This window comes from Vibrio sp. 1978 (genome assembly GCF_033344345.1).
Map to the genome: position 1 here is coordinate 59,719 of NZ_JAWPOP010000013.1, position 26,349 is coordinate 86,067.

The 26,349-nt window shown below is 44.6% G+C and carries 21 protein-coding genes; 14 read left to right on the forward strand and 7 right to left on the reverse strand.

Annotated features, from left to right (window positions below):
* Window positions 1-670 precede the first annotated feature (670 nt).
* The 3 genes from R8N49_RS14100 to nspC all read left to right on the forward strand — a co-directional run bounded on the left by R8N49_RS14100 (window position 671) and on the right by nspC (window position 6,047).
* Entirely contained in the window at window positions 671-3,547 is a 2,877-nt protein-coding gene (locus R8N49_RS14100; RefSeq protein ID WP_186584860.1) for a pyridoxal phosphate-dependent class III aminotransferase, read from the forward strand.
* A gap of 18 nt (window positions 3,548-3,565) precedes the next feature.
* Window positions 3,566-4,810, forward strand: coding sequence for a carboxynorspermidine synthase (locus R8N49_RS14105; RefSeq protein WP_012841628.1), 1,245 nt, complete (start codon window positions 3,566-3,568; stop codon window positions 4,808-4,810).
* A 103-nt stretch (window positions 4,811-4,913) separates the two neighbouring features.
* Entirely contained in the window at window positions 4,914-6,047 is a 1,134-nt protein-coding gene (gene nspC, locus R8N49_RS14110) for a carboxynorspermidine decarboxylase (protein ID WP_005386789.1), read from the forward strand.
* A 77-nt stretch (window positions 6,048-6,124) separates the two neighbouring features.
* On the opposite strand, the gene R8N49_RS14115 is transcribed toward nspC, so the two are convergent.
* Entirely contained in the window at window positions 6,125-6,637 is a 513-nt protein-coding gene (locus tag R8N49_RS14115; RefSeq protein ID WP_005376814.1) for a glycine cleavage system protein R, read from the reverse strand.
* A 221-nt stretch (window positions 6,638-6,858) separates the two neighbouring features.
* Entirely contained in the window at window positions 6,859-7,761 is a 903-nt protein-coding gene (locus tag R8N49_RS14120) for a DUF3943 domain-containing protein (protein ID WP_186585025.1), read from the reverse strand.
* A 191-nt stretch (window positions 7,762-7,952) separates the two neighbouring features.
* Here R8N49_RS14120 and R8N49_RS14125 point away from each other — a divergent pair, with 191 nt between their 5' ends.
* A complete protein-coding gene (locus R8N49_RS14125) occupies window positions 7,953-9,185 on the forward strand; it encodes a CinA family nicotinamide mononucleotide deamidase-related protein (RefSeq protein WP_186584861.1) in 1,233 nt (410 codons plus the stop codon).
* Window positions 9,186-9,268: 83 nt separating this feature from the next.
* On the opposite strand, the gene yfaE is transcribed toward R8N49_RS14125, so the two are convergent.
* From yfaE to ubiG, 4 genes are all read right to left on the reverse strand, one after another.
* Complete coding sequence (yfaE, locus tag R8N49_RS14130) at window positions 9,269-9,550, reverse strand: class I ribonucleotide reductase maintenance protein YfaE (protein WP_005376817.1); 282 nt, start codon at window positions 9,548-9,550, stop codon at window positions 9,269-9,271.
* Window positions 9,550-10,683 (reverse strand): class Ia ribonucleoside-diphosphate reductase subunit beta, encoded by a 1,134-nt coding sequence (gene nrdB / locus R8N49_RS14135; protein ID WP_005376818.1) that lies wholly within the window; start codon window positions 10,681-10,683, stop codon window positions 9,550-9,552. Before nrdB ends, yfaE begins: the two co-directional genes overlap by 1 nt.
* Before the next feature lie 83 nt (window positions 10,684-10,766).
* A complete protein-coding gene (gene nrdA, locus R8N49_RS14140) occupies window positions 10,767-13,049 on the reverse strand; it encodes a class 1a ribonucleoside-diphosphate reductase subunit alpha (protein ID WP_132936796.1) in 2,283 nt (760 codons plus the stop codon).
* A 501-nt stretch (window positions 13,050-13,550) separates the two neighbouring features.
* Window positions 13,551-14,258: a bifunctional 2-polyprenyl-6-hydroxyphenol methylase/3-demethylubiquinol 3-O-methyltransferase UbiG gene (ubiG, locus tag R8N49_RS14145; RefSeq protein WP_132936795.1), complete on the reverse strand. Its 708-nt coding sequence runs from the start codon at window positions 14,256-14,258 to the stop codon at window positions 13,551-13,553.
* A gap of 475 nt (window positions 14,259-14,733) precedes the next feature.
* Between ubiG and gyrA the strand changes: the two genes are divergently transcribed.
* From gyrA to R8N49_RS14160, 3 genes are all read left to right on the forward strand, one after another.
* On the forward strand, window positions 14,734-17,445 hold the full coding sequence (gene gyrA, locus R8N49_RS14150; RefSeq protein ID WP_017636128.1) for a DNA topoisomerase (ATP-hydrolyzing) subunit A: 2,712 nt from the start codon (window positions 14,734-14,736) through the stop codon (window positions 17,443-17,445).
* A gap of 123 nt (window positions 17,446-17,568) precedes the next feature.
* Window positions 17,569-18,192, forward strand: coding sequence for a tetratricopeptide repeat protein (locus tag R8N49_RS14155; protein ID WP_165935359.1), 624 nt, complete (start codon window positions 17,569-17,571; stop codon window positions 18,190-18,192).
* Window positions 18,193-18,234: 42 nt separating this feature from the next.
* On the forward strand, window positions 18,235-18,789 hold the full coding sequence (locus tag R8N49_RS14160) for a hypothetical protein (protein ID WP_132936793.1): 555 nt from the start codon (window positions 18,235-18,237) through the stop codon (window positions 18,787-18,789).
* 130 nt (window positions 18,790-18,919) lie between these two features.
* On the opposite strand, the gene nrfA is transcribed toward R8N49_RS14160, so the two are convergent.
* Window positions 18,920-20,347 (reverse strand): ammonia-forming nitrite reductase cytochrome c552 subunit, encoded by a 1,428-nt coding sequence (nrfA, locus tag R8N49_RS14165; RefSeq protein WP_258489720.1) that lies wholly within the window; start codon window positions 20,345-20,347, stop codon window positions 18,920-18,922.
* Between the two features lie 450 nt (window positions 20,348-20,797).
* Between nrfA and nrfB the strand changes: the two genes are divergently transcribed.
* The 7 genes from nrfB (at window position 20,798) to R8N49_RS14200 (ending at window position 26,204) form a co-directional block, all read left to right on the forward strand.
* Window positions 20,798-21,400 carry a cytochrome c nitrite reductase pentaheme subunit gene (nrfB, locus tag R8N49_RS14170; RefSeq protein WP_025767278.1) on the forward strand — a complete coding sequence of 201 codons (603 nt, stop codon included), beginning with the start codon at window positions 20,798-20,800 and terminating at the stop codon, window positions 21,398-21,400.
* Between the two features lies 1 nt (window position 21,401).
* Window positions 21,402-22,088, forward strand: a complete 687-nt coding sequence (nrfC, locus tag R8N49_RS14175; RefSeq protein ID WP_086046905.1) for a cytochrome c nitrite reductase Fe-S protein — start codon at window positions 21,402-21,404, stop codon at window positions 22,086-22,088.
* Window positions 22,085-23,056 (forward strand): cytochrome c nitrite reductase subunit NrfD, encoded by a 972-nt coding sequence (gene nrfD, locus R8N49_RS14180; protein ID WP_258489718.1) that lies wholly within the window; start codon window positions 22,085-22,087, stop codon window positions 23,054-23,056. Before nrfC ends, nrfD begins: the two co-directional genes overlap by 4 nt.
* Before the next feature lie 9 nt (window positions 23,057-23,065).
* A complete protein-coding gene (locus R8N49_RS14185) occupies window positions 23,066-24,973 on the forward strand; it encodes a heme lyase CcmF/NrfE family subunit (RefSeq protein WP_258489716.1) in 1,908 nt (635 codons plus the stop codon).
* Window positions 24,951-25,484, forward strand: coding sequence for a DsbE family thiol:disulfide interchange protein (locus R8N49_RS14190; RefSeq protein ID WP_239932159.1), 534 nt, complete (start codon window positions 24,951-24,953; stop codon window positions 25,482-25,484). Before R8N49_RS14185 ends, R8N49_RS14190 begins: the two co-directional genes overlap by 23 nt.
* Window positions 25,471-25,881, forward strand: a complete 411-nt coding sequence (gene nrfF, locus R8N49_RS14195; protein ID WP_239932158.1) for a heme lyase NrfEFG subunit NrfF — start codon at window positions 25,471-25,473, stop codon at window positions 25,879-25,881. The genes R8N49_RS14190 and nrfF overlap by 14 nt, the downstream gene beginning before the upstream one ends.
* A 146-nt stretch (window positions 25,882-26,027) precedes the next feature.
* Window positions 26,028-26,204, forward strand: coding sequence for a hypothetical protein (locus tag R8N49_RS14200; protein WP_020480909.1), 177 nt, complete (start codon window positions 26,028-26,030; stop codon window positions 26,202-26,204).
* Window positions 26,205-26,349: the final 145 nt, after the last annotated feature.

The window sequence follows — 26,349 nt, forward strand, 5'->3', positions numbered from 1 at the left end:
TGCTATCTTTTTAAATGTTCCGGATATTGAAAGGAATGTTTTACGATTAAGCAGCACAACCTTAAACCTCTGTTGGATGAGGTGATGATATCTCAAGAATATTTGTTTAAATAACAGCTGTTTGAGAGAAGCAGAAAAGCATAGCTCATGAATATGAACATGCGAGTTACGATGGGGTATGTTTTGTTGTGATTTACATCACTGTTACTAATATGAAAAATCGTTGCCAGAAGATTTTATTTTGTGATAAATTCGCGCGCAATCTCGGAGCGTAATTAACAACGTTTGATCTCTGGGGGATACGCGTAGTGACCATTCAAGCTGATTGTGACACTGCGTAGGGTAGGTATCGGCAAAGCCTTTTGTCGATAGACGGGATACTAATGCTGTAAACGCGGCATATTAATGGGAAACCCAACATTGAAACCTTTGAATAAACACACACTAATCAGCTTCATACTGCCGAAATGTCCTGTTTTACAAAACGGGTGCATTACAGAACCTTGATTAATCCCTTTTACATATAAAGTCGCGAGTATCGTGGCGGATGATCTGTATTTGTCATTTATGCACTGACAAATGCGGAGGGGTATTCACACCTCCTGTAATTTCATTCTAATGATTATTAATACAGGATACAGAATTATTATAATTCAAGGGATTATGTAGTATGAGCACTGCCTTTGAAGTCGATAGCAATATCGCAAACATTTTTTCGTCTCAGGTTCCTATCGTTGAGGGAACGTATGACTTAACGCCAGATCAAGTATTGATTGATCAGGCTGAGCATGAATCTGAAGTACGTTCTTATCCACGTCGTTTGCCGATCGCAATTAAACAAGCCTTTGGGTGCTTGGTTGAAGATACGCGTGGACAGATCTTTCTAGACTGCCTTGCGGGGGCAGGCACTCTAGCTTTGGGGTATAACCATCCTGAAATAAACCAAGCTCTGAAAGAGCAATTAGATTCAGGACTGCCATATCAGACGCTAGATATTGCAACATCAGCAAAAACGACGTTTATTCAATCTGTTAAGTCTTTTCTTCCTCAAGAGTTAAGCGAGAACAGCGTTATCCAATTTTGTGGCCCGTCTGGAGCTGATGCGGTTGAAGCTGCTATCAAGCTCGCGAAACAGACTACCGGTCGCAACACTATGTTTGCCTTCCGTGGCGCATACCATGGTATGACTAATGGTACGATGGGGATGATGGGTAACTTAGGCACCAAAGCTCGTCGAACTGGTTTGATGTCGGATGTGCACTTTATGCCTTTCCCATACAACCTGCGTTGTCCTTTTGGGCTTGGCGGTGATGAAGGTGCAAAAGCAAGTATTCGCTATATCGATCGTCTTTTAAACGATGATGAGTCAGGCATTATGAAGCCTGCCGCGATTATCGTGGAGCCAGTGCAAGGTGAGGGTGGTGTTGTTCCTGCGCCAGCATTCTGGCTACGAGAGTTACGTCGTATTTGTGATGAACACGGTATCTTACTGATCTTCGATGAGATCCAGTGTGGTATTGGTAAAACTGGCTACAATTTCGCGTTCGAAGAGTCGGGCATTGTTCCAGATATTCTGTGTTTATCAAAAGCAATTGGTGGTGGCTTACCAATGTCGCTATTGGTTATCAACAAGCAACATGATACATGGAAGCCGGGCGAGCACACAGGTACATTTCGTGGTAACCAGCTAGCTATGGTCTCTGGTGCGAAAGCATTAGAAATTATCCAGCGTGATAACCTTGTTGAGCATGCCAATATTGCGGGTCAGTACCTGCGTTACGGCCTTGAGAGTATTCAAAAGCGTGTAAACTGTATCGCAGAGGTTCGTGGCAAAGGTTTGATGCTAGGCGTGGAGATTAAAAATCCAGACGGTGAGCTCAATAAATTTGGTGAACCTCAAGCGGATAGTGAACTCACACTTTCTATTCAACGCGCAGCACTCGAGCGTGGCTTGATCGTTGAAAAAGGTGGACGCGAAGGCGCAGTAATTCGTTTCCTTCCTCCTCTTATCATCTCGTTTGAGCAAATCGACTTTGCTTTACGTGTATTTGAAGACGCGATTTTAGCCGCTGGCGGTAGTCACATCGAAACTCAGCCACAAGATGAATGGAAGGAGCATTTCATCCACACTGGAGAGATGGGCAGCAATGAATTTGCTTCGGTGATGAATCACACTACTACGGCAATGAAGTCAGTGTTTGAACAAGTGACTGCACCGTATTCAGGTATGGATCCAAAAGCATTGGAAGCAGCGATTCACGACGTTGATCTTGATAATGGAAATGCGCCTCTTAAATCCGTTATCGACGATGCTGCTGAGCTGGTCGCGAAAAACGCAATTTTTACTCAACATCCAGATTGTATTGCTCACCTACATACTCCACCTTTGATGCCAGCGATCGCGGCAGAGGCAATGATTGCGGCTTTGAACCAGTCGATGGACTCATGGGATCAAGCTTCATCAGCGACTTATGTTGAACAGAAAGTTGTGAACTGGCTATGCGATAAATATGAGTTAGGTGCAAAAGCGGACGGTATCTTCACGAGCGGCGGCACGCAAAGTAACCAAATGGGTTTGATGCTTGCGCGAGATTGGATTGCTGACAAACTCAGTGCACACTCAATTCAAAAGCTTGGCCTTCCTGAATACGCAGACAAGCTACGTATTGTATGTTCGAAAAAATCCCACTTCACGGTTCAAAAATCAGCGTCTTGGATGGGATTGGGTGAAAAAGCGGTCATGACCGTCGATGCTAATGCCGATGGAACGATGGATGTCACTAAGTTAGACGAAGTTCTCAATCAGGCCAAAGCAGAAGGTTTAATCCCATTTGCCATTGTTGGCACAGCGGGTACAACGGATCACGGTGCTATTGATGACTTAGACTTTATCGCCGATATCGCAGCGAAACATGACATGTGGATGCACGTCGACGGTGCATACGGTGGAGCTCTGATTCTAAGTAGCCAAAAAGCGCGTCTGAAAGGTTGTGAGCGTGCACATTCCATCAGCGTAGACTTCCATAAGCTGTTTTACCAAACCATCAGTTGTGGTGCGCTATTGGTAAATGACAAGTCTAACTTTAAATTCCTGCTTCACCATGCAGACTATTTGAACCGCGAACACGACGAACTACCGAACTTGGTGGATAAGTCTATTGCGACAACTAAGCGTTTTGATGCGCTCAAAGTGTTTATGACGATGCAAAGCGTAGGGCCAAAAGCCCTAGGCGATATGTATGATCATTTGCTTGAACAGACGCTTGAAGTGGCGGACATGATTCGAGATAACAAACACTTTGAGTTGTTGGCTGAACCATCACTATCTACGGTTCTGTTCCGAGCGACACATGAATCAGCGGATCTTGATGAACTGAACAAAACGTTGCGCTTAGAAGCGTTAACACGCGGTATTGCGGTATTGGGTGAAACCATTGTCGACGATAAAACTGCATTGAAATTTACGATTTTGAACCCGTGTCTGACGACGGCGGACTTTGAATCTTTGCTCTCAAAAATCAATACGCTAGCGGCAGAGCTAGTTTAACAAAGGTAACGGAAAACTATGGCAATTCTACAGATTGGTGCAGGTGGCGTTGGCTGGGTAGTTGCACATAAAGCAGCACAAAACAACGACGTTCTGGGTGATATCACAATCGCATCACGTACCGTAGGTAAGTGTGAGAAAATCATCGAATCGATTCAGAAGAAAAACAATCTGAAAGATTCAACTAAGAAATTAGAAGCGCGAGCGGTAAACGCGGACGACGTAGATTCTTTAGTTGCTTTAATTAAAGAAGTACAACCTGACTTAGTGATCAACGCAGGTCCTCCTTGGGTGAACATGTCTATTATGGAAGCATGTTACCAAGCTAAAGTGTCATACCTTGATACATCTGTTGCGGTTGATTTGTGCTCTGAAGGCCAACAAGTACCTCAAGCTTACGATTGGCAGTGGGGTTACCGTGAGAAGTTTGAAGAAGCGGGCATTACAGGTATTCTTGGTGCTGGTTTCGATCCGGGCGTAGTATCGGTGTTTGCCGCATACGCAGTGAAACATCTGTTCGATGAAATCGATACTATCGACGTAATGGATGTAAACGCAGGCGACCACGGTAAGAAGTTCGCAACTAACTTTGATCCAGAAACGAACATGCTTGAGATTCAAGGCGATTCGTTCTACTGGGAAAACGGCGAGTGGAAACAAGTACCTTGTCACTCACGTATGCTTGAGTTTGAATTCCCGAATTGTGGTTCACACAAAGTGTACTCAATGGCGCACGACGAAGTTCGATCTATGCAAGAGTTCATCCCTGCGAAACGCATCGAATTCTGGATGGGCTTTGGTGACCGTTACCTAAACTACTTCAATGTGATGCGCGACATCGGTCTACTCAGCCCAGATCCACTAACGCTTCATGACGGTACGGTTGTTCAACCTTTGCACGTGCTAAAAGCACTACTACCAGATCCAACATCACTCGCGCCAGGCTACACTGGCCTAACGTGTATCGGTACTTGGGTTCAAGGTAAGAAAGATGGTAAAGAGCGCAGTGTATTTATTTACAACAACGCTGATCACGAAGTCGCATACGAAGATGTTGAACACCAAGCTATCTCATATACCACTGGCGTACCAGCGATCACTGCGGCTTTGCAGTTCTTCCGTGGCAAGTGGGCAGACAAAGGCGTGTTCAACATGGAACAACTAGATCCAGACCCATTCCTAGAAACCATGCCATCTATTGGTCTAGATTGGCATGTCCAAGAACTGGAGCCAGGACAACCTGTTATCCATAAATTGAAGTAAGAATTTAGCGACTCTTATTTGTACGTTTAAGCCGATGCACTTGCGTCGGCTTTGTTCGATTTTATAGTGTCTTTGCTAAGGCGAAGGGACGTAAGGTATCAAAATGCAACAAAACGAACTAAAAACGCCATACTTCATGATCAATGAAGACAAGCTGATTGAGAACCTAGAGAAAGCAAAACAGCTAAAAGACATCTCTGGTGTGAAGCTTGTATTAGCACTGAAGTGCTTCTCAACATGGGGTGTATTCGACATCATCAAGCCTTACCTAGACGGAACAACAAGTTCTGGCCCGTTTGAAGTGAAGCTTGGCTACGAAACGTTCGGTGGTGAGACACACGCATACAGTGTGGGTTACAGCGAAGATGACGTTCGCGATGTGGCGGACATCTGTGACAAGATGATCTTTAACTCTCAGTCACAGCTAGCGGCTTATCGTCATATTGTCGAAGGTAAAGCATCGATTGGCTTGCGCTTGAACCCAGGTGTGAGCTATGCAGGGCAAGACTTAGCAAACCCAGCGCGTCAATTCTCTCGTCTTGGTGTTCAGGCTGATCACATCAAACCGGAAATTTTTGATGGTATTGATGGCGTAATGTTCCACATGAACTGTGAGAACAAAGACGTAGATGCGTTTATCGGCTTACTCGATGCTATTTCAGCTCAGTTTGGCGAGTACCTAGATAAGCTGGACTGGGTAAGCATGGGCGGCGGCGTGTTCTTCACATGGCCGGGGTACGATATCGAGAAGTTGGGGTTAGCACTTAAAGCGTTCTCAGAGAAACACGGCGTACAAATGTATTTAGAGCCGGGTGAAGCGATAATTACTAAGACAACTGATCTCGTTGTAACAGTGGTTGATATTGTAGAGAACGTAAAGAAGACGGCGATTGTCGATTCAGCCACAGAAGCTCACCGCTTAGATACGTTGATCTACAATGAGCCAGCGTCAATTCTTGAAGCATCTGAAAATGGTGAACATGAGTATGTGATCGGCTCGTGTTCTTGTTTGGCTGGTGACCAGTTCTGCGTAGCGAACTTCGAACAGCCTCTAGAGATAGGACAGCGTCTGCATATTCTAGATAGTGCCGGTTACACCATGGTGAAACTGAACTGGTTTAACGGTCTACGTATGCCGTCGGTTTACTGTGAACGCTCGAATGGTGACATTCAAAAACTGAATGAATTTGACTACTCTGATTTCAAACGTTCACTGTCTCAGTGGTCAGTGAAATAAAACGTATTGAGTATTAGAACGACAAAGAGCAGCTGAATTGCTGCTCTTTTTATTGGGGAAGCGTTAAAGGTATGCAGTTAGCTTTCTACAATTACACGAGTGTCTTCACTCAGAGATTCTAACTCATTGGCTATGTCTTCAATTTCTAGCTCGCTAGGTAGTTTTATCGCCATTTTAGCGCTGAATAAGCTAGAGCTTACCCCTCCGCCTCCAGCAATGAATACACGCTGACAATCCATATCTAAAATTGAGATACCTTGATTATCGAGAACGTGAGTAATTTCATTCACAATACCCGCTCTATCGTTGGCATCTAAACGAAGTTGGAAGATAGTGTCTTCACGATATGAGTGAGGCTCAGAGTCGACGAACCTAACAACAAGAGTCTGACAAGAAGAGAACGCCTGTTTAACGATGTCGGCATTTTCTCTTGGAAGCTCTACTTTGATGACACCTGCAACTTGGTCTTCGATAAAGTTTACTTTGCTGATCAGCCATTTCCCGCCGTTTTCGTGTGTGATTGCAGCGAGCTCTTTAATCGTGGCGGGTGACGCTTGTCCGACAAAATTAACAATAAATACGGTGTTCATAATGTCCCCTCTTGGAATCAAGGTTTGGACGCAGTACGAATAAACGTGCTACTTAAGTTATTGGAATAAATCCTTTTATTTAGTGTAGGTGCTAAGGGCGGGTAATGTTTGATGAAAGTCAATTTTTAACACTAATTCGTGATGCAAATAATTAAAACAATGTTCAGAGCACAAAAAAACAGCCATCGTAAGGCTGCTTTTTACCGAGTATCAACTTAGGATTAGAAGGTTACTTTTAACTCGATACCATAAAATTGACTGTCGTAGTTTGCGCCTGCGTCCATGGCGAATTTTGCAACATCTTGGTTTCCAAACCAAGGTGATGAATTGAATTGTAGTTCTGCACTACCGCCCCATGCATCAGTTACCCAATAATGAATATGTCCAACAGGGTTTAAGAAGAAGAGCGAAACATCACCTGCGGTTTCAGAACCCATAACTTCGCCGCCGTTTGCAATAATGTCTTGCTCAGCCGTTAACATCATTTCACCAACAACAGCACCAAAGAATGGTGTGATAAAAATATCCTGCCAAGATGGTACTTCTGCGAACGCCTCCACGCCATACTCCCAAAAGAACGTCGACATAGTTGCGGAGTACAAAAACGACTGAAATTCATTATAGCCAGCGTGACGTGCTGCCGTGTAGTAAACGCCGCCAAAATATGGGTGCATGATGTAGTTGAGGACATGTTCATCGCGATCCCAAACGGGGCCGTCAGAGACATTATCTTTCCACTTTTGCCCCAACTTACTCATGTCTCGGTCTTCTTCGTCCCATTTGGTGATACTTTCTGGAAGAAAAGTCATCATGCCTACGGTCGCGATACTGAGACCTAGAATGGTGTAGGTTTGACCCATCAGATAATCCCAGTCTTTATCTTGAGGGATGATGAGATGTTTAGGCTGAAGCCCTGCGTCAAGGTTTAGCGAATCATCATTATTCTGTTCATACATAACACCGCGATTTTGAGCCTCGAAGGTGTACAGAGTCGTCGTTTCGCAGTAACCTGACAAGCAATCAGGTGTGTAAGAAAACTCTGTATGACGGCTTAGGTCATAGTGACTTGCTTGCGCAAGCGCTGACGAAGCCAAGCAAAGGCCTGTTAGAGTCGTCTTGAACATGGATGATTTTGACACAAAGGTCTCCGAGTTAATGGTGTATGTTCGGGCTCGTAATTATCCCTCAAAACATCAATCATTTAAACACTTGACCCTTATTTAGTCCCAACAAACCTCGGCGAGATTTGTCCAAATAAAAAGAAAAATAAGCGCTATAACGAAAATAGGATTGTGCTTACGTTCAGGAGTCAGTTGTGAAAATAGCAATGCTTAGTACTGGTGAGGAAGTCCTCCACGGTGATATTGTTGATACTAATGCGGCATGGTTGTCTAGCCTGTTTTATCAACATGGATTTGGCTTAACAAAGCGCTCAACGGTTGGTGATAGCCTATCGAGTTTGGTTGAAGAGTTTTTAATGCTCAGCTTTAACAACGATGTGGTTATTGTTAATGGTGGTTTAGGCCCTACAACGGATGACATGAGTGCTGCCGCCGCCGCGAGAGCTGCCGATTGTAAACTGGTGCTATTCAAAGAGTGGTTGCAGCATCTAGAAAGTTTGTATGCTCGACGTGGCATCCCTATGCCGGACAGTAATTTAAAGCAAGCAATGCTGCCAGAAGCGGCAGAGATATTGGACAACCCGATAGGCACTGCTTGCGGTTTCAAAATGCTGATTAATGATGCCATTTTTTATTTCACACCGGGTGTACCAAGTGAATTTAAGCTCATGGCAGAGACGCAAATTCTTCCCGATCTGAGAAGAGTGTTTCCCGATGTTCAAGGTTCATGTTGTAGTCGAATCTACGCGTTTGGTCTGTCTGAATCCGGTATTTCAGATAAGCTAGATCAGCTAAAACTTCCTCAAGGCTATGAGCTAGGGTATCGCTCTTACTTGCCTTTTATTGAAGTGAAACTTTTTGGTCCTTCAGATCAGCTTGAACAGCGTTTGAAACTAGTACAGATAATTAATAAACACCTTGAGAGTAATACCGTTAGTATTGACTTACCTATGGTTGAAAATGTCGGCCAGTTGTTGGTCGATAAAGGACTAACAGTGTCGACCTCCGAAAAAAGTAGCAGGGGATACTTAACGTACTGGCTAAACAGTGATGAAAACGCTGAAAAGCAACTAGGGCATGGTTGGGTACTACCGAGCCTGACTCAGGCGATGGGCAACAGCGGAGATCCATTAGCAGAAACGTTTGCTCTGGCTGGTGCTACGCGAGAGAAGTGTGGGACGGATTTATCACTCGTCACTGGCCATATTGAAGAGGGCGTTTTTTCCGTCGCTTTATCGACACCGTCAGGCGAGTGGGGAGCATTATATAAACTCTCGAAAAAGTATCAGCGCAATGATCAAGTTAAAGTGATCAGCACGGCAGCACTAGACTTGTTGCGTCGCTACCTAGAACGTAAACCGATGTTTGCGCATTATGCATTTTTAGAGAAAGTTAAAGAGATGCACCTCCCGAGCAGTGCTTTATAACCAAAGCTCTCTACAGTAGTCTGAGAGACAAAAAAGCCAAGGTGATTACCTTGGCTTTTGCATTTTATACCGTCGAGTCAACGTTATGCGCGCTGCTTTTCTTTCATCGCGTAGTTAACGCCGCTAAGTGACAAATCTGATTTTGCTTTACAGATACAAGGTAATATTTCATCACTTTGTGTGTAAGCCATGGCAAAACCAACATACTCCACTTCACCAGACTCCAATTTGCAGCGACAGGCGCCGCAGTGCCCATCACGGCAGTTGTATTCTGGTAATAGGCCAGCTTGCTCCATTGTTTCCAAAATCGTATTGGAAGGGTTGGATTCAATGCTGATCAGTTTGTTGATTTTGAGTGTTGCCATTACAGCTCGAATCCTTCGAAGTCATCTGCGCGAACTTCATTGTCAATTTGACCCACAAGGTAAGAAGAGATTTCTGCTTCTTGAGGCGCAACTTGAACGTTATCTGAAGACAACCAAGCGTTAATCCATGGAATTGGGTTGGTTGTTGCTTCTGGATACGCTGCTGGTAGACCTACCGCTTGCATACGAATATTTGTGATGTATTCAACGTATTGGCTTAGGATGTCTTTGTTTAGACCGATCATAGAGCCATCTTTGAATAGATACTCTGCCCACTCTTTTTCTTGCTCAGCCGCTTCTTTGAATAGGTCAAAACAGTCCTGTTTTGCCTCTTCTGCGATTTGCATGAAAGTGAAGTCATCTTGACCGTTACGTAGCAGGTTGATCATGTGCTGCGTGCCGTTTAAGTGAAGTGCTTCGTCACGAGCGATCAGCTTGATGATTTTCGCGTTACCTTCCATTAGTTCGCGTTCTGCGAAAGCGAAAGAACATGCGAAACTGACGTAAAAACGAATAGCTTCTAATGCGTTAACAGACATCAAACAGATGTACAGCTTCTTCTTAAGATCGTACAGACTAACCTTAACCGTTTCACCGTTAAGGACATGCTCACCTTCACCGTAGCGATGGTAATCATTCGTCGCTTGAATCAAATCGTCGTAGTAGTGCGCGATGTCTTTTGCACGCTTCAGAATGTGCTCGTTCTCAACAATATCATCAAACACCACAGCAGGGTCGTTCACGATGTTACGAATAATGTGTGTGTAAGAACGAGAGTGAATCGTTTCAGAGAAAGACCAAGTCTCAATCCAAGTCTCTAGTTCTGGCAGAGACACAAGCGGCAGCAGTGCCACGTTAGGGCTACGACCTTGAATAGAGTCAAGAAGCGTTTGGTACTTCAAGTTAGAGATGAAGATGTGCTTCTCGTGATCTGGCAGTTTGTTGTAATCGATACGGTCGCTAGATACGTCTACTTCTTCTGGACGCCAGAAGAAAGAAAGTTGCTTCTCGATAAGTTTTTCGAAAATCTCAAACTTTTGTTGGTCGTAACGTGCAACGTTTACTGATTGACCTAGGAACATTGGTTCCTTCAATTGGTCATTCTTTTTTTGGTTAAAAGTACTGTAAGCCATAATGCCTCAATTCCTTTTAAACCTCCCCGTAAGGGGGAGGTTATCGATAGTCTGTCTTTACGGGTTCGCTAGGTACGGGAAGATTAAATCTTACAACCGCCGCCAGCACAATCGTCATCTTGTGGTTGAACAGCGTCTTTCTGTTCATCTTTCGCGCCATCACGAGTGTTGTGGTAGTAAAGCGTTTTCACACCAAACTTATACGCTGTTAGCAGGTCTTGAAGTAGTTTCTTCATTGGAACCTTGCCAGTCTCGTAACGTGACGGGTCGTAGTTAGTATTAGCAGAGATAGCTTGGTCAACAAACTTCTGCATAATACCCACAAGGTGTAGATAACCGTCGTTCGAACCGATATTCCAAAGCAGTTCATAGCTGTCTTTAAGTTCTGTGAACTCTGGTACAACTTGCTTCAGGATACCGTCTTTCGAAGCTTTTACTGAAACGTAACCACGTGGTGGCTCAATACCGTTAGTTGCGTTTGAAATCTGAGAAGAAGTCTCAGAAGGCATTAGTGCAGTCAGTGTTGAGTTACGTAGGCCGTACTCCATAATTTCTTTACGTAGGCTGTCCCAGTCGTAGTGCAGCGCTTCGTCACAAATTAGATCGATATCTTTCTTATACGTATCAATCGGCAGTAAGCCTTTCGCGTAGTTCGTCTCGTCGAATGAAGGACACTTACCTTGCTCTTTCGCCAGTGCTACAGATGCTTTCAATAGGTAGTACTGCATTGCTTCGAACGTACGGTGAGTTAGGCCGTTCGCGCTACCGTCAGAGTATTTCACGCCATTCTTCGCTAAGTAGTAAGCAAAGTTAATCACACCAACACCTAGCGTACGACGGTTCATAGTCGATTTGTATGCCGCTGGTAGAGGGTAATCTTGGTAATCAAGCAGTGCATCTAACGCACGAACAACAAGATCGGATAGCTCTTCGAAATCATCTAGAGACTTGATAGCACCTAAGTTGAATGCAGAAAGCGTACACAGTGCGATCTCGCCTGAGTCATCTTCAACGTTAGTTAATGGTTTCGTTGGCAGTGCGATTTCTAAACATAGGTTCGACTGACGAACTGGAGCGACTTCAGAATCAAATGGGCTGTGAGTATTACAATGGTCCACGTTCTGGATGTAGATACGACCCGTTGATGCACGCTCTTGCATTAGCAGAGTGAACATTTCAATCGCTTTAACCGTTTCTTTCTTGATTGAAGGATCGTTCTCGTACTTCACGTATAGACGCTCAAACTCTTCTTGGTTTTCGAAGAATGCGTCGTACAGACCAGGTACATCAGATGGTGAGAATAGCGTAATATTGCCGCCTTCAACTAAACGTTGGTACATCAGTTTGTTTAACTGAACACCGTAGTCCATGTGACGAACACGGTTTTCTTCAACACCACGGTTGTTCTTAAGTACCATGAGTGAGCGTGCTTCACCGTGCCACATTGGGTAGAACACAGTAGCTGCGCCACCACGTACACCACCTTGTGAACAACATTTTACTGCTGTTTGGAAGTACTTGTAGAACGGAATACAACCAGTGTGGAATGCTTCACCACCGCGAATCTCTGAGCCTAATGCACGGATACGACCTGCGTTGATACCAATACCAGCGCGCTGAGATACGTAACGAACAATTGAGCTTGCTGTTGCGTTAATAGAATCAAGACTGTCGCCACACTCGATCAGAACACATGAGCTAAACTGGCGAGTAGGGGTACGCACGCCAGACATAATTGGCGTAGGTAGAGAAATCTTAAATGTCGATGTCGCATCGTAGAAACGTTTGATGTAATCAAGACGCGTCGCTTTTGGATATTTCGCAAATAAGCACGCTGCTACAAGGATGTATAAGAACTGAGCACTTTCGTAAATTTGGCCCGTAACACGGTTCTGTACGAAGTACTTACCCTCTAGCTGCTTAACTGCCGCGTATGAGAAGTTTAGGTCGCGTTTATGGTCGAGGTACGCATCAAGTTCGTCGAGTTCTGCTTTTGTGTAGTCTTCTAGAATATGTTGATCGTACTTACCCATATCGACGAGGCGAGACACGTGATCATAAAGCGTTGGTGGCTCGTATTGGCCATACGCTTTTTTACGCAGATGGAATACCGCTAGGCGAGCAGCTAGGTATTGGTAATCCGGAGTCTCTTCAGAGATCAGGTCTGCCGCAGACTTGATGATTGTCTCGTGAATATCTGTCGTTGTGATGCCGTCGTAAAACTGGATGTGAGCGCGAAGTTCTACTTGAGAAACCGAAACATTATCTAGACCTTCTGCAGCCCAAGTGATAACGCGGTGGATTTTATCCAGATCGATACTTTCTTTACGGCCATCACGCTTGGTGACGGTAAGTTGTTGGTTCATTCTGCTTTATTTCCCTAAGAAAACTGATAAAAGCCGTATTTTTGTTTGTTTATGTGCAATATGAGTAAAGCTTGCGGCGGCTTTGTGATCAAAGTCTATCTATATATTGTCGCTTAAACACAACATATAGGGGTTCATTTGTTTGCGGGTTACAAGATAGTGCTATTACACTGATTTATCAAGGTACAGATCGGGGATGACTTGTGGATAACTGACAAAATGAAAAAAATCAGTAAGTGAACACTAACCGATGAGAAAAGGGCAGACTTGAATGGTTAAAAGTACGGTTTCGAGATCGGTTTAGAAATAACCGCATGCAAAAATATTTTCCTTGATCTTTGGCCGTTTTTATCTACGAAAAATGGCTTGGTCAAAATGGAATCTAGAGCACGAATTTTAGCCATAAAAAGACAAAAAAAGCGGCAACTTTGTGCTACCGCTTCCGATTCATTTTCTTTAAAAAATGTCAATCACAAAACACATTTTTTAACGCAACAGCGTTCAGTATTTTTTAGTATGAACGATGTAGTTTACATCTACATTACGACCGAGTTTGTAGCTGTCATTTAGAGGGTTGTAATGAAGCCCAGTAATGCCCATTTCCGTCAGGTCAGTTTGGTCTATCATCTTCATCATTTCGGCTGGCTTGATAAACTTATCGTGCTCATGAGTGCCTTCAGGAACAATATTAAGAAGCTTCTCAGCACCGACAATAGCAAATAAGTACGACTTAATGTTTCGGTTCAAAGTTGAGAAAAACACGTGACCACCGGGTTTGACTAGCGCAGCACAAGAGCGGATAACGGAGAGAGGATCTGGAACGTGTTCAAGCATCTCCATACAAGTCACGACATCGTAAGTTCCTGCGTTTTCTATAGCGTGGTCTTCTATTGTGCTCTGAATGTAGGTCAGTTGAGTACCTGTTTCTAATGCATGTAGTCGCGCGACTTCTAATGGTTCTTTACCCATATCAAGCCCCGTCACAATAGCGCCTTCTTTTGCCATGCTTTCAGCAAGAATGCCACCACCACAGCCGACATCAAGTGCGCGCTTGCCAAACAAGCCATTTGCTTTTTCAAGTACATAGTTCAAACGAAGTGGGTTAATTTGATGAAGTGGCTTAAACTCGCCTTCTAAATCCCACCATCGAGAAGCCATGTCCTCGAATTTCTTAATTTCACTTGGGTCGACGTTTTGTGCTTTAGTCATAATTGGTTTTATTGCATTCAATCTGAGTCCTTTAGAGGGCGCCAGTATACTCCAACGTTTTACACCCAAACAACCTCGATGTGCTTAGTTAAGGGACAATGACAGAGTTCACTGGCGCGGCAATCGAGACAGGTGCCTGTAATTTGTAAAGCGCTAACTATTGTTTTTGGTTCATCCTTGAACTGGTGCCAGTGATAATAACTCTAAAACCTGCATTTTCGCGTTGTGTGGTTAAAGGAATTTACCTCGCTTTTCCGCGTAAAGGGTCCGATTTTGCTCAATATTGACCGAAATATAACCACTAATCAGAAAGATATGGGATGAGTGTGCAAATTCTCGACATTTGATTCATAACCAAGCTCACAACCTGATAAAAGGAGAGGGAAAGTGATGCCGAAGTGATGAATTGTGTGTTATATTTTTGCACCTTACACGTATCGTAATTACGATCAGATAATAGAGGGATAATGGCTCTATGAGCGATTTAGCTAAAGAGATCACGCCCGTAAACATTGAAGATGAGCTTAGAGGTTCATACCTAGACTATGCGATGTCAGTCATCGTGGGTCGTGCTCTTCCAGATGTGCGTGATGGCCTAAAACCAGTACACCGCCGCGTTTTATTCGCGATGAACGTACTAGGCAACGATTGGAACAAACCATATAAAAAATCAGCCCGTGTTGTCGGCGACGTAATCGGTAAATATCACCCACATGGTGATAGTGCTGTGTACGACACAATCGTACGTATGGCTCAGCCGTTCTCGCTTCGTTACATGCTGGTCGATGGTCAAGGTAACTTTGGCTCGATCGATGGCGACTCTGCTGCGGCAATGCGTTACACCGAAGTTCGAATGGCAAAAATTGCCCATGAACTATTGGCTGACCTAGACAAAGAAACCGTAGACTACGTACCAAACTACGACGGTACTGAGCAGATCCCAGCGGTTCTTCCAACTAAAATTCCAAACCTATTGGTTAACGGTGCTTCTGGTATCGCAGTAGGTATGGCAACCAACATCCCGCCTCATAACCTTGGCGAAGTGATTGATGGCTGTCTTGCATACATCAATAATGAAGAAATCACTATTGATGAACTAATGGATTACATTCCTGGTCCTGATTTCCCAACGGCGGCGCTTATCAGCGGTCGTAAAGGCATTGTAGACGCGTACAAAACAGGTCGCGGCAAAATCTACATGCGTTCGAAAGCGGACATCGAAGTGGAGAAGAATGGTAAAGAGACCATTATCGTCACTGAAATTCCTTACCAGGTGAACAAAGCTCGCTTGATCGAAAAGATCGCTGAGCTAGTTAAAGATAAGAAAGTAGAAGGTATCAGTGCACTGCGCGACGAGTCAGATAAAGACGGTATGCGCATTGTTATTGAGTGTAAGCGCGATGCTGTGGGCGAAGTAGTTCTAAACAACCTTTACGCTCAGACTCAGCTGCAAACCACTTTCGGTATCAACATGGTGGCCCTAAACAATGGCCAGCCACAGCTATTCAACCTAAAAGATATGTTGAAGTGCTTTGTTGATCACCGTCGTGAAGTTGTGACACGCCGTACTATTTTCGAACTGCGTAAAGCGCGTGAACGTGCTCATATCCTTGAAGGTTTAGCTCTAGCGCTTGCTAACATTGATGAAATTATTGAGCTTATCCGTAAGGCACCTACACCGGCTGAAGCAAAAGCGGGTCTTATCGCTCGTGGTTGGGATTTAGGCAACGTTTCAGCAATGCTAGAGCGTGCTGGTACAGATGCTGCGCGCCCTGAATGGCTAGAGCCTGAATACGGTATTCGTGATGGTCAGTACTTCCTGACTGAGCAACAAGCACAAGCTATCCTAGATCTACGTTTACATAAACTAACAGGTCTAGAACACGAGAAGATTCTAGGCGAATACAAAACACTTCTAGAAGAAATCGCTGAACTCATGCATATCCTTGCGAGCACTGAGCGTTTGATGGAAGTGATCCGTGAAGAACTTGAAGCGGTTCGTGACGGCTTTGGTGACGCTCGTCGTACAGAAATCACAGCTGCGAGCCATGATATTGACATGGAAGAGCTGATCGCACGTGAAGACGTTGTGGTTACTCTATCTCACGGTGGTTACGTTAAGTACCAAGTACTGAGCGACTACGAGTCACAGCGCCGTGGTGGTAAAGGCAAGAGTGCGACTAAGATGAAAGATGAAGACCATATCGAGCGTCTTCTAGTGGCGAATACCCACGATAACATCTTGTGTTTCTCTACTCGTGGTAAAACATACCGCCTGAAAGTTTACCAATTGCCTCTAGCGAGCCGTACTGCGCGTGGTAAGCCAATCGTAAACATCCTTCCACTCGAAGAAGGTGAGCGCATTACCGCGATTCTACGTGTTGATGAATTCTCTGAAGACAAATTCATCTTCATGGCAACAGGTGACGGTACGGTTAAGAAAACGCCGTTGAACCAGTTTGCAAACGTACGTTCAAACGGCCTAATCGCTGTGAACCTACGTGAAGACGATTCGTTAATCGGTGTGGATATCACTAACGGCGAAAATGAAATCATGCTGTTCTCTAAAGCGGGTAAAGTGGTTCGCTTTAAAGAAGCAGAAGAGATTCCAGTACTTGATGAAAATGGTAAACCAGTTCTTGATGAGAATGGTCAGCCAGAGATCAAGTTTAAAGGTGTTCGTCCTATGGGTCGTACCGCCTCTGGTGTTCGTGGTATGAAACTGGCTGAAAATGACCAAGTTGTATCACTTATTGTTCCTTCGCACGAAGGCGACATCCTAACGGTTACAGAAAACGGTTATGGTAAACGCACAGCACTTAGCGAGTACCCGACAAAAGGTCGTGGCACTCAAGGTGTAGTTTCTATCAAAGTTTCTGAGCGAAATGGCCCGGTAGTTGGTGCTATCCAGGTTGTTGAAGGTGATGAAATGATGATGATCACCGACGCTGGCACGTTAGTACGTACTCGTGTGGGTGAAGTTAGCCAAGTTGGTCGTAACACACAAGGTGTAACGCTTATCCGTACTGCGGAAGATGAATCAGTTGTTGGTTTGCAACGTATTGAAGAAGTTGATGATGAAGAGCTGCCTGCTGATGAAGATGCAGAAGCGTTAGAGTCAACAGACGAAAATACGCAGCAAGACGCTCCAGCTGCTGATGATGCAGAGGAAGGTAACGAAGAGTAATCTTACATCGTTATCCTGATATGAAAAGCCGAGCCTTAGTTGCTCGGCTTTTTTGTATCTGTATCAACGCATTTAAAGTAAGAAATGCGTACACTGACGTTATCTTTGTTTACAGGACGTGTTATGTCTGTTTGGTTTTTCGCTGCCATCACTCTGATGGGGCTGTTTATCGTACTCTTATCACTGAGTGCATCAAAAGTTAAACCCGCTCAATGGTTTGGCTTTTGCCTGTTAGTATTTGTCGTGACGAGTGCCAGTTTCTTATTGCTGCATCAAACTCCGCCTAAACCAATACAAGCGGAAATGTCACGAATGATGACTGCTCGTGACATCATGAAAGAGATTCAAGACCAGTTGCGTGAAGATCCGAACAACGCTGAATTGTGGTTCCAACTCGGGCAGGGCTACCTGCTAGAGGGGGAATTTGATGGCGCGCTGATTTGTTTTGATTACGCGATCCAACTGACTGAGCCAGTCAGTGCCACGCAACTTGCCGCAAAAGCGACGACCTTGTACTACATTCACCAGCAATCAATGACGCAAGAAGTTAGCTTGCTTTTGGAGCAAGCTTTGCAGATAGAACCGCACAATGAAGCCGCTTTGTCTTTGATCGCAAATGATCATTTTCTGTCATTCCGATTTCAGGAAGCGATTGATGCCTGGGTACTATTATTAGATTCTAATGATCCAAATTTAGATAGGGTGCAAATCATTAACTCTATTAACAAAGCAAAAGAGCTGTTGTAAGCGTACAATTTAACAAGCAATAGAGGGAAAGGTGGGCAACGAATGAAAAATAAAGCACTAAGCATATTGGTTTTGCTGTGCGGCTCTGTGCTGGCGGGTTGTAGCTCTTCCGATCATTCTGGCTCTTCCTCTACGGTTTATTATTCATCGGGTTACTACGACCCGTGGTGGTACGATCATGACGACTACTGGATTTATTACTATCCGGGCTGTTGCGATAACGACGATGAATACAAAGAGAAACTGGAAGAGTGGTGGAATGGTTTAGATGAAGACCAACAGCAATCCATCAAAGACAAAATCGAAGATTGGAAAGACGACGATATGTCCGCCAATATCGATAACATGAAACGCCAACTCGACGATCATTGGCAATCATTGCCTGACGAGCAAAAGCAAGAGATTAAAACCAAATGGGAGAATCGTCCGGAACGTATTGAGCCAGCGACTTTACAAGACAAAGCGGTAAAAGAAAAGGTTCAACAAAGAAAAGCATTACCGGAAACGAAGATCCAGCGTCCAGTTGCTCGTCCAAATGTGCAGATACCTAAAGCACGTCCAAATATTCAGCCTAGACCGAGGCTTCCTCGTCGCTAGTACGTTCGATTTTGTCTCTCGATAGAATCGGGGATGAAGAAATAAAGATAACAAAGAAACAAATAAACAAAAAAAAGGGGCGTTCAGTACGCCCCTTGTTGTATCTATAAGTTAACCGTTGCCAGTTAGACTAATACGTGGCTTCGCGTTCAGCTGCTGCTTTATCCCACTCTGGCGCTACTGTTTCTAGGAAGTGTTTCTTGTCTGCGTTCATCTTATCCATATCCATGCCCAGTGCTTGTTGTGCTTTCGCTTTGGTCGAGATATCTGGAATTTGAACAGGGTCAGTAATGCCTTTGGTTGCCAGTAAACGAACCAATTTGGTACGGGCGTCAGCAGCGCGGTCAACTGCAGTACCTAGTACTTCAAGTGCTACCTCAGGAGCATGCATGTGAACACCGTGAGAAGCAATCGCGTAGTCCCAACGCCATTGTGCATGGCGAATATCTTGTAGGATAGGTTCCATCTCTGCTTCTGTTGCACCTGCTTTCCACGCTGCTCCTGCTTCAAAGTGTGCCGCTACGATTTGCTTCTCGGCGGTTAGCTTCATGTTCAGTACTTGCGCTTTGCGAGTCGAGACGATGCCTTGTAGCTGCTCTTTAGTTTGGGTATGGCATTGCGCACAGGTGTCTTCAAAACGATCAAATGGGTTACCCACTTTGTGGTCTGTGTACACCGTACCGTCTTCTTTGGTCACTTTAGGCATGTGGCAGTCCACACACACCACTTTGTTTTTACCATGAATACCCGCTCTCCAAGTTTCGAAACCTGGATGTTGCGCTTTTAGCATCGGCGCTTTAGATACGGCATGCGTCCAATCTTTGAAATTCAACGCGTCGTAGTATTTCTCCATGTCATTAACGGTGGTGCCCATATCCCATGGGAATTTAACCGCTTTAGTTGGGCCGGTGAAGTAGTATTCAACGTGACATTGAGCGCAGACCGATGCTTGCTTATCTAGGCGAGATTGTTCATCAAAGTTTTTACCAATAGTATCAAAAGCACGTTCGACATAAGGGCGAGTTACCGCCAGTGCTGGTTCGCCTTTCTTAAATTCTTCAGAGCGAGTGTCGTGACAGTCAGAACAACCAATAGGGTTGACGATTTCTGAGCCCAATCGTGCCCATTTACCTTCGAAATAACCGTCTTCACCACGTTCATCAATCACGCGCGCAACGTCAGGGCTTTTACAGCTCCAACAGGCCATTGGCATAGGGCCGGATTTTTCATCAGTTGGTGCGCCGGTACGTAAGGTTTGGCGAACATCATCAAGTGCGTAAAAGTGACCGCGCGCTTTGTTGTAGTCTTTTGCGAAGCCGTAGCCAGCCCATAAGATCACCATGTTTGGGTCTTCACCTAGGGCGTCTTCAATGTGTTCGCTTTCGGATGTAGCTTTCCAAGAGTGGTATTGGTCGGGATGGTTCTGTTCAAAGGCGTCATTTCGAGGATCGATGAGGCCTTTTTCTTCTGCCGCCAACGGAGCGCCGACCAAAAATAATTGGCTGGCGAATAAGGTCGCAACCGCGATAGGTGCGCTCATCCAGTGTTTTATGCTCACGGTGTTATCTCCATATTCGTTTTTATTAGCAGCGTTGTGAGAAGCTATTCCAAATAAGAACTGGAGATCTACGATTAATAATATTGCTTAATTGGATAGATGAAATAGTGAGCGAATCTTGTCTTGTTTTAGATCAATTTACACCAGTGATCTCAGTCATGTTTGAATTTATATACCCCTAAAGTGGTAGTTGTTAAGTCCTTGTTCGTCAATGTATTGGGCTTTTAACCTTTTTAAAAATAGGGTGATTTAGTTCGCTTTTTGAGCAGGTGTTTCTACCCCTTATGAATAATAGAGGTATTATAAATATAGGTTTAGCGTTGTGGCTTTCCGAAATAAGAATTGATGTCATTTGAAGATTTAAAAAATATCTTCAGAGGAAATTAATTGTCGCTCAAATAAATAATTGAGAATAGTTATCAATTATTGTCGAGCTAAGGAAAGAACAATATGGGCAATATAAAATTGACCATAGAGACAATGCTGAAACTTCTCTTCGTCTTTGCCATCTATGGTTTCTCCATCGCCGCCCATGCGACTTCTTCAGAGCCGATTGAAGGTGCTCAAGCTGAGCGTCATCAAGTCGAGTTGATCCGTGACCGAGACTACAAGTGTCTGCAATGTCATAAGGATGCAAAAGAGACTCTGAATCTATCGCATGATTCGCAAGCGTTATTGAGTCAAGGTAAGCAGCTCAATTGCACTAACTGCCATAGCAACATCGGCCCTGATCACCGTGAAGGCGCGCCTGATGTGATTAAGTTTTCTGCCGCGCAATCGAAAGAGGTACACGACAAAGTGTTCCTTGATCCAAGCATGATTCTTAAAGCCAACAGCCGATGTGTGGATTGCCATGCACCGACACAACTGAGAGAAAGCCACTGGACGCACGATGTGCACGCCAAAAACCTCACTTGTTCAAATTGCCACGATGTACACGCAGCGAAAACCAAAGCGTTGTCGTACGACAGAAAACAACTGATCAAGCAGTGTGTGGATTGTCACTCTGAATTTGCCGTCGAACCTGAACTTGCCAAAGAAGAGGAGAGATAGCATGAAATGTTCGAGAAGAAACTTTTTAGCCGGCAGCGGCGCGTTGATTTTAACTACAGGCGTTGCAGGCACTTCCGTTGTTAGCTCCTCTCTTTATGCCAGCAACCGTGAACAAGCGAAACGCATGGGTATGGTTCATGATGAAAATGCCTGCATTGGCTGTACCGCTTGTACCGATGCTTGTCGCGAAGTAAATAAAGTCCCTGAAGGCGTAACGCGACTTAAAATTCATCGCAGTGAACCGATTGGCGAGTTCCCAGATGTGGAATACCAGTTTACTCGTGAATCCTGTCAGCACTGTGATAACCCACCATGTGTATACGTTTGTCCAACAGGTGCTGCATACAAAGATGAAGCGACAGGCATCGTGGATGTGCACAAAGAGAAATGTGTCGGATGTGGTTATTGCCTTGCCGCTTGCCCGTACCAAGTGCGCTTCTTTAATCCAGTCGATCACTCTGCGGATAAATGTAACTTCTGCCGTGATACCAACCTAGCGCAAGGTAAGCAGCCAGCTTGCGTGGAGTCTTGCCCAACAAAAGCACTTATCTTTGGTGATTTAAATGATCCAACTAGCGAGGTGAGCAAAGCTATCGAAAGCCATGTTGTCTATCGCGATAAATCGCATTTAGGTACGCAACCTAAACTGTACAAAATTCCGCATAGCAAAGGGGAGGTGTCATCATGAACGGCTTCGAAAGTGCATTCCACTTTGACTCGTTAGTCTGGGATTGGATCATTGCGATTTACTTATTCCTTGCTGGGATGTCAGCAGGTGCGGTGATGATTTCTATCTATTTAAAACGCAAAGTGATTGAAGGTGATCCCGCAAACAACGGCATCATGAAAGCGATGGCTTGGCTTGCGCCATTTGGCATCATTGCTGGGTTAGTAATTTTGATTTTCCATTTAACCAAGCCTTTAGAGTTTTGGAAGATCATGATCTACTACAACTCAACGTCTGTGATGTCGATGGGCGTGATCTTGTTCCAAGTGTACATGCTAGTGCTGTTTGTTTGGATTGGCGTTATCTTCCGCCATCAAATCATCAGCTTCTGTGAAGGGAAGTTACCAAGCAAGCTGCTGGATTTTGCCGATGGTATTTTGATTAAGGCGGGGAAAGCCAACAACGCAATTGAATTGTTTTTGGGATTCTTAGCCATCGTGCTTGCGGCATACACTGGCTTTCTATTGTCTGCGTTGAAGACTTACCCAATGCTAAACAATCCAGTACTGCCAATCTTGTTCCTGTTCTCTAGTTTGTCCTCGGGTGCAGCAGCATGTTTGATGTTCGGAATCTTGGTGTTTAAAGAGTCGACCAGCAGCCCAAGTGTGTCTTGGGTACACGGATTTGAACGCCCAGTAGTATTGTTTGAGCTGTTTGTCTTAGTGACTTTCTTTACTGGACTGATCTTCAGCGGTGGTCAGAACGAAGTCGCGGCTTGGAATGCAATTTCGAGTGGATTCTGGGCTCAATGGTTCTGGGTTGGGGTAGTGTTCATCGGCATGATTACGCCTTTGACTCTCAATTGGTTGACGCCTTCTGAAGTGCGCCACAAAGGCAGTTACGTTTTTGTGGTCACGACGTTGAGCTTGGTTGGCGTACTTATGCTGCGTACTTTCATTCTCTATGCCGGTCAAATGACCGTAGTGTAAGGGGGATAAATGGAAGCTGAGCTAGGGTTCTTCTTACTGATATTGGTGGCTGTAACATCGACTTGTGCATCGTTGCTGCATTGGCTACGTCGTGCTATGAGTAAGAAGGCGACATTGCCGCATCAAGTCGCGATGTCCCACATCATTAGCTTAGCTTCCTTCATTTGTTTAGCACTTCTGATCGTCTGCTTCGTGCAAGACAACTTCGCGTTGGAATATGTTGTTACGCATTCCAACAGTCAACTTCCCGTAGCATTCAAGATTGCTGCCGCTTGGGGTGGGCACCAAGGCTCCATGTTGTTTTGGGTCGTCACCTTGAGTTTATGGGCGTCGTTTATTGCATTTAAGTCACCGCTCAACGCCCAATATACTTGTGACTGTTTAGGAATCATGAACGTTCTGATTGGGACGTTTGCATGGTTCACGTTAATGACCTCTAACCCGTTCGAGTATGCCCAAGTATTGGCGTCGGAAGGACGAGATTTAAACCCAATGTTGCAAGATGTTGGGCTTATCATTCATCCACCATTGCTTTATCTCGGTTATGTCGGTTACGCAGCAATATTAGCTTTTGCATTAGCAGCGCTATTGGGTAAACAACCGATGAGCGATTGGTATGTGGTTGCTCGAAGCGCAGCGTTTTTTGCATGGGGAACGCTCACGTTGGGTATCTTGGTGGGATCATGGTGGGCGTACAATGAGCTAGGGTGGGGCGGCTGGTGGTTTTGGGACCCTGTGGAGAACGCTTCTCTACTCCCTTGGCTTGCTGGTACTGCTTTGTTGCACAGCGGTGTTGTCGCAACACGTAACAGAGGCGCAATTTGGAGCACCTATGCACTGGCGTTTGCTACGTTCAGCCTAAGCATTTTAGGGACATTCGTGGTGCGCTCTGGCGTGCTGACTTCAGTGCACGCTTTTGCGGTGGACCCAACTAAAGGTTTGGTGCTGATTGGTGTATTGAGCTTGCTTGTCATTATCACTTTTGGCGTACTGATTTTGCGAGGAGAACAACTCCCTCGTTTCAAACTTCAATCTCTAGCGAGCCGAGCTTACACTGCTTATATCGCCAAAGGGCTGCTGGTTATTGCGACTGCCATCGTTTTTCTTGGCACTTTTTATCCGATGGTTTATCAACTGCTCGGCTTAGGGAACATTTCGGTTGGCGCACCTTACTTTAATAGTCTGACCTTTCCATTAAGCATACTGGCTCTGATTGCCTTAGCATTCATCCCAGTGCTGAAATGGACAAAAGGCGCAGTTCCGAGTGGAAGCACTGATATCGCGATTAGTATTGCGTTATCTATAGTCTCTGGGAGCGGGTTTATGTTCTCAGTGAACGTACTGCATTTCGAAGTATTGCTAACCATAATATTGGCTACTTGGGTGATTGTGGCACATCTCGTTATGCTGTTTCGTTGTTCCAATAAGCGCAAACTCATGCCAATCGTGATGGCACATATCGGTTTTGCGCTGGCGGTGAGTGGAGCTGTATTCAACAGTCACTACTCATATGAACACAATTTACGTGTCGAACCCGGCAGTTCTCAACAAAGGGCGGGGATCACTATCGATTATCATGGTATCGAATGGCTGGTGGGGCCAAACTACACCGCTGAACAAGGACAGATCACCTTGCACTTGGAAGATGGCCGCATGTTCAATTTCAACCCGCAAAAGCGCCATTACCCTGTGCGAGTGATGAATATGACCGAGCCTGCGATTCGTTCACTATGGCATGGCGATTATTACGTGACATTGGGTGACAAAGTCGACACTCATGCTTATGCGATTAAAGTTCAGTACCGAGCAGGTATTTGGTGGATATGGTCTGGTGGGTTATTAGCTGTGTTTGGTGCGCTGTTAACCGGCCTAAAGAAAAAGAGAGAGGCTATCAATGCGATCGAGAAATACGCTTAAACTCGCAGGTCTCGTTTTGGCTGTTGCCGTGTTTACTGTAGTAACTGCGATGGCCTTGTCTGAGCGACCGCATGTTGAATTGTCCCCACAACGAAATTTAGAGACACCTAATTTTCGCTCTACTTCTCTGATCTCTGATGACATGGTTTCTGAGCAGCTGTTCAAAAGCGACGGATATAAATTATTGAATGTTTGGGCATCTTGGTGTGGGGTATGCAAGCGAGAGCATGAAAATTTATTGCAGTTAGCAGAACTTGGTGTGCCTATTATTGGGCTGAATTATAGAGATCAAAAACAAGCCGCTCGTGAATATTTGAGCTCTAAACGAAATCCATATATTGAAGTAATTAGTGACCCTAATGGAAAGCTCGCTGTGGAGCTAGGTGTTATCGGAACGCCGGAAACTTACTTGATTGATCCAAATGGTCGTATATTGATCAAATATCGTGGAGAGCTAACGGCAGATAAATGGAACGATATATTTTCAGGATACTTGAATGTTTCGATTTAATAATCTTCTCCTCACTTTAATCCTATTTATACTATTTTCTCCTTTCTCGATAAGTGCGGATTTAGAACAGAATGTTGATCTGTTTGAGTTTCATTCTGTTGAAGTGCAACAGCGTGCAACCTCGCTAGCCAAGACATTACGCTGCCCGCAGTGTCAAAACCAAAACCTTGTCGAGTCTAATGCACAGGCGGCCAAAGACCTGAGGTTGAAAGTGTATACGATGGCCAATGAAGGCAGCTCAGATCAAGAAATAAAGGACTATCTAGTTGCTCGTTATGGGAATATTGTTCTGTATCAACCACCATTAAATTATTCCACGGCGCTGTTGTGGATCTTTCCTGTGCTATTTTTGATCTTTTTTGTCTTATATTCGATCCGAATGGTGAAGCGTAATTAATGTGACCGTTATTCCACTATTAAAAATAAATTGTGCACTTAACAAGCAGAATGTTATCATTTTTCCGAATTTATGAAGTTTCCAGTATAAAGAAAATAAAAATTTTGAGCTGGATAAGTAATAAAAGAACGAAATAGGTGCACGCAGTGGATTCAGTTATATTACAACTTAAAAAAGACTTCTATTCGCAGATTCGTGCATTGCAATCACCGAACCTGCCTCAAGTTACTTCAACGCTCGCCGTGTTGACCGACGAGGAAATCCAAGAACTCGAAGCAGTTTGGATTGAACTCGCCGTTTGGAAGCGCAGTCAGACCCATTAAAAGATAGACCAAACGACCTTCTTGAAACCCCAGACAAAATTTGTCTGGGGTTTTTTATTGTAGTTTTTTTAAATTGTTATAATATAACAATTGTTCAGTTGGAGAGTGTTTCTCTTTTGCTGTCTTGAGTGGATAACTGCCCTCA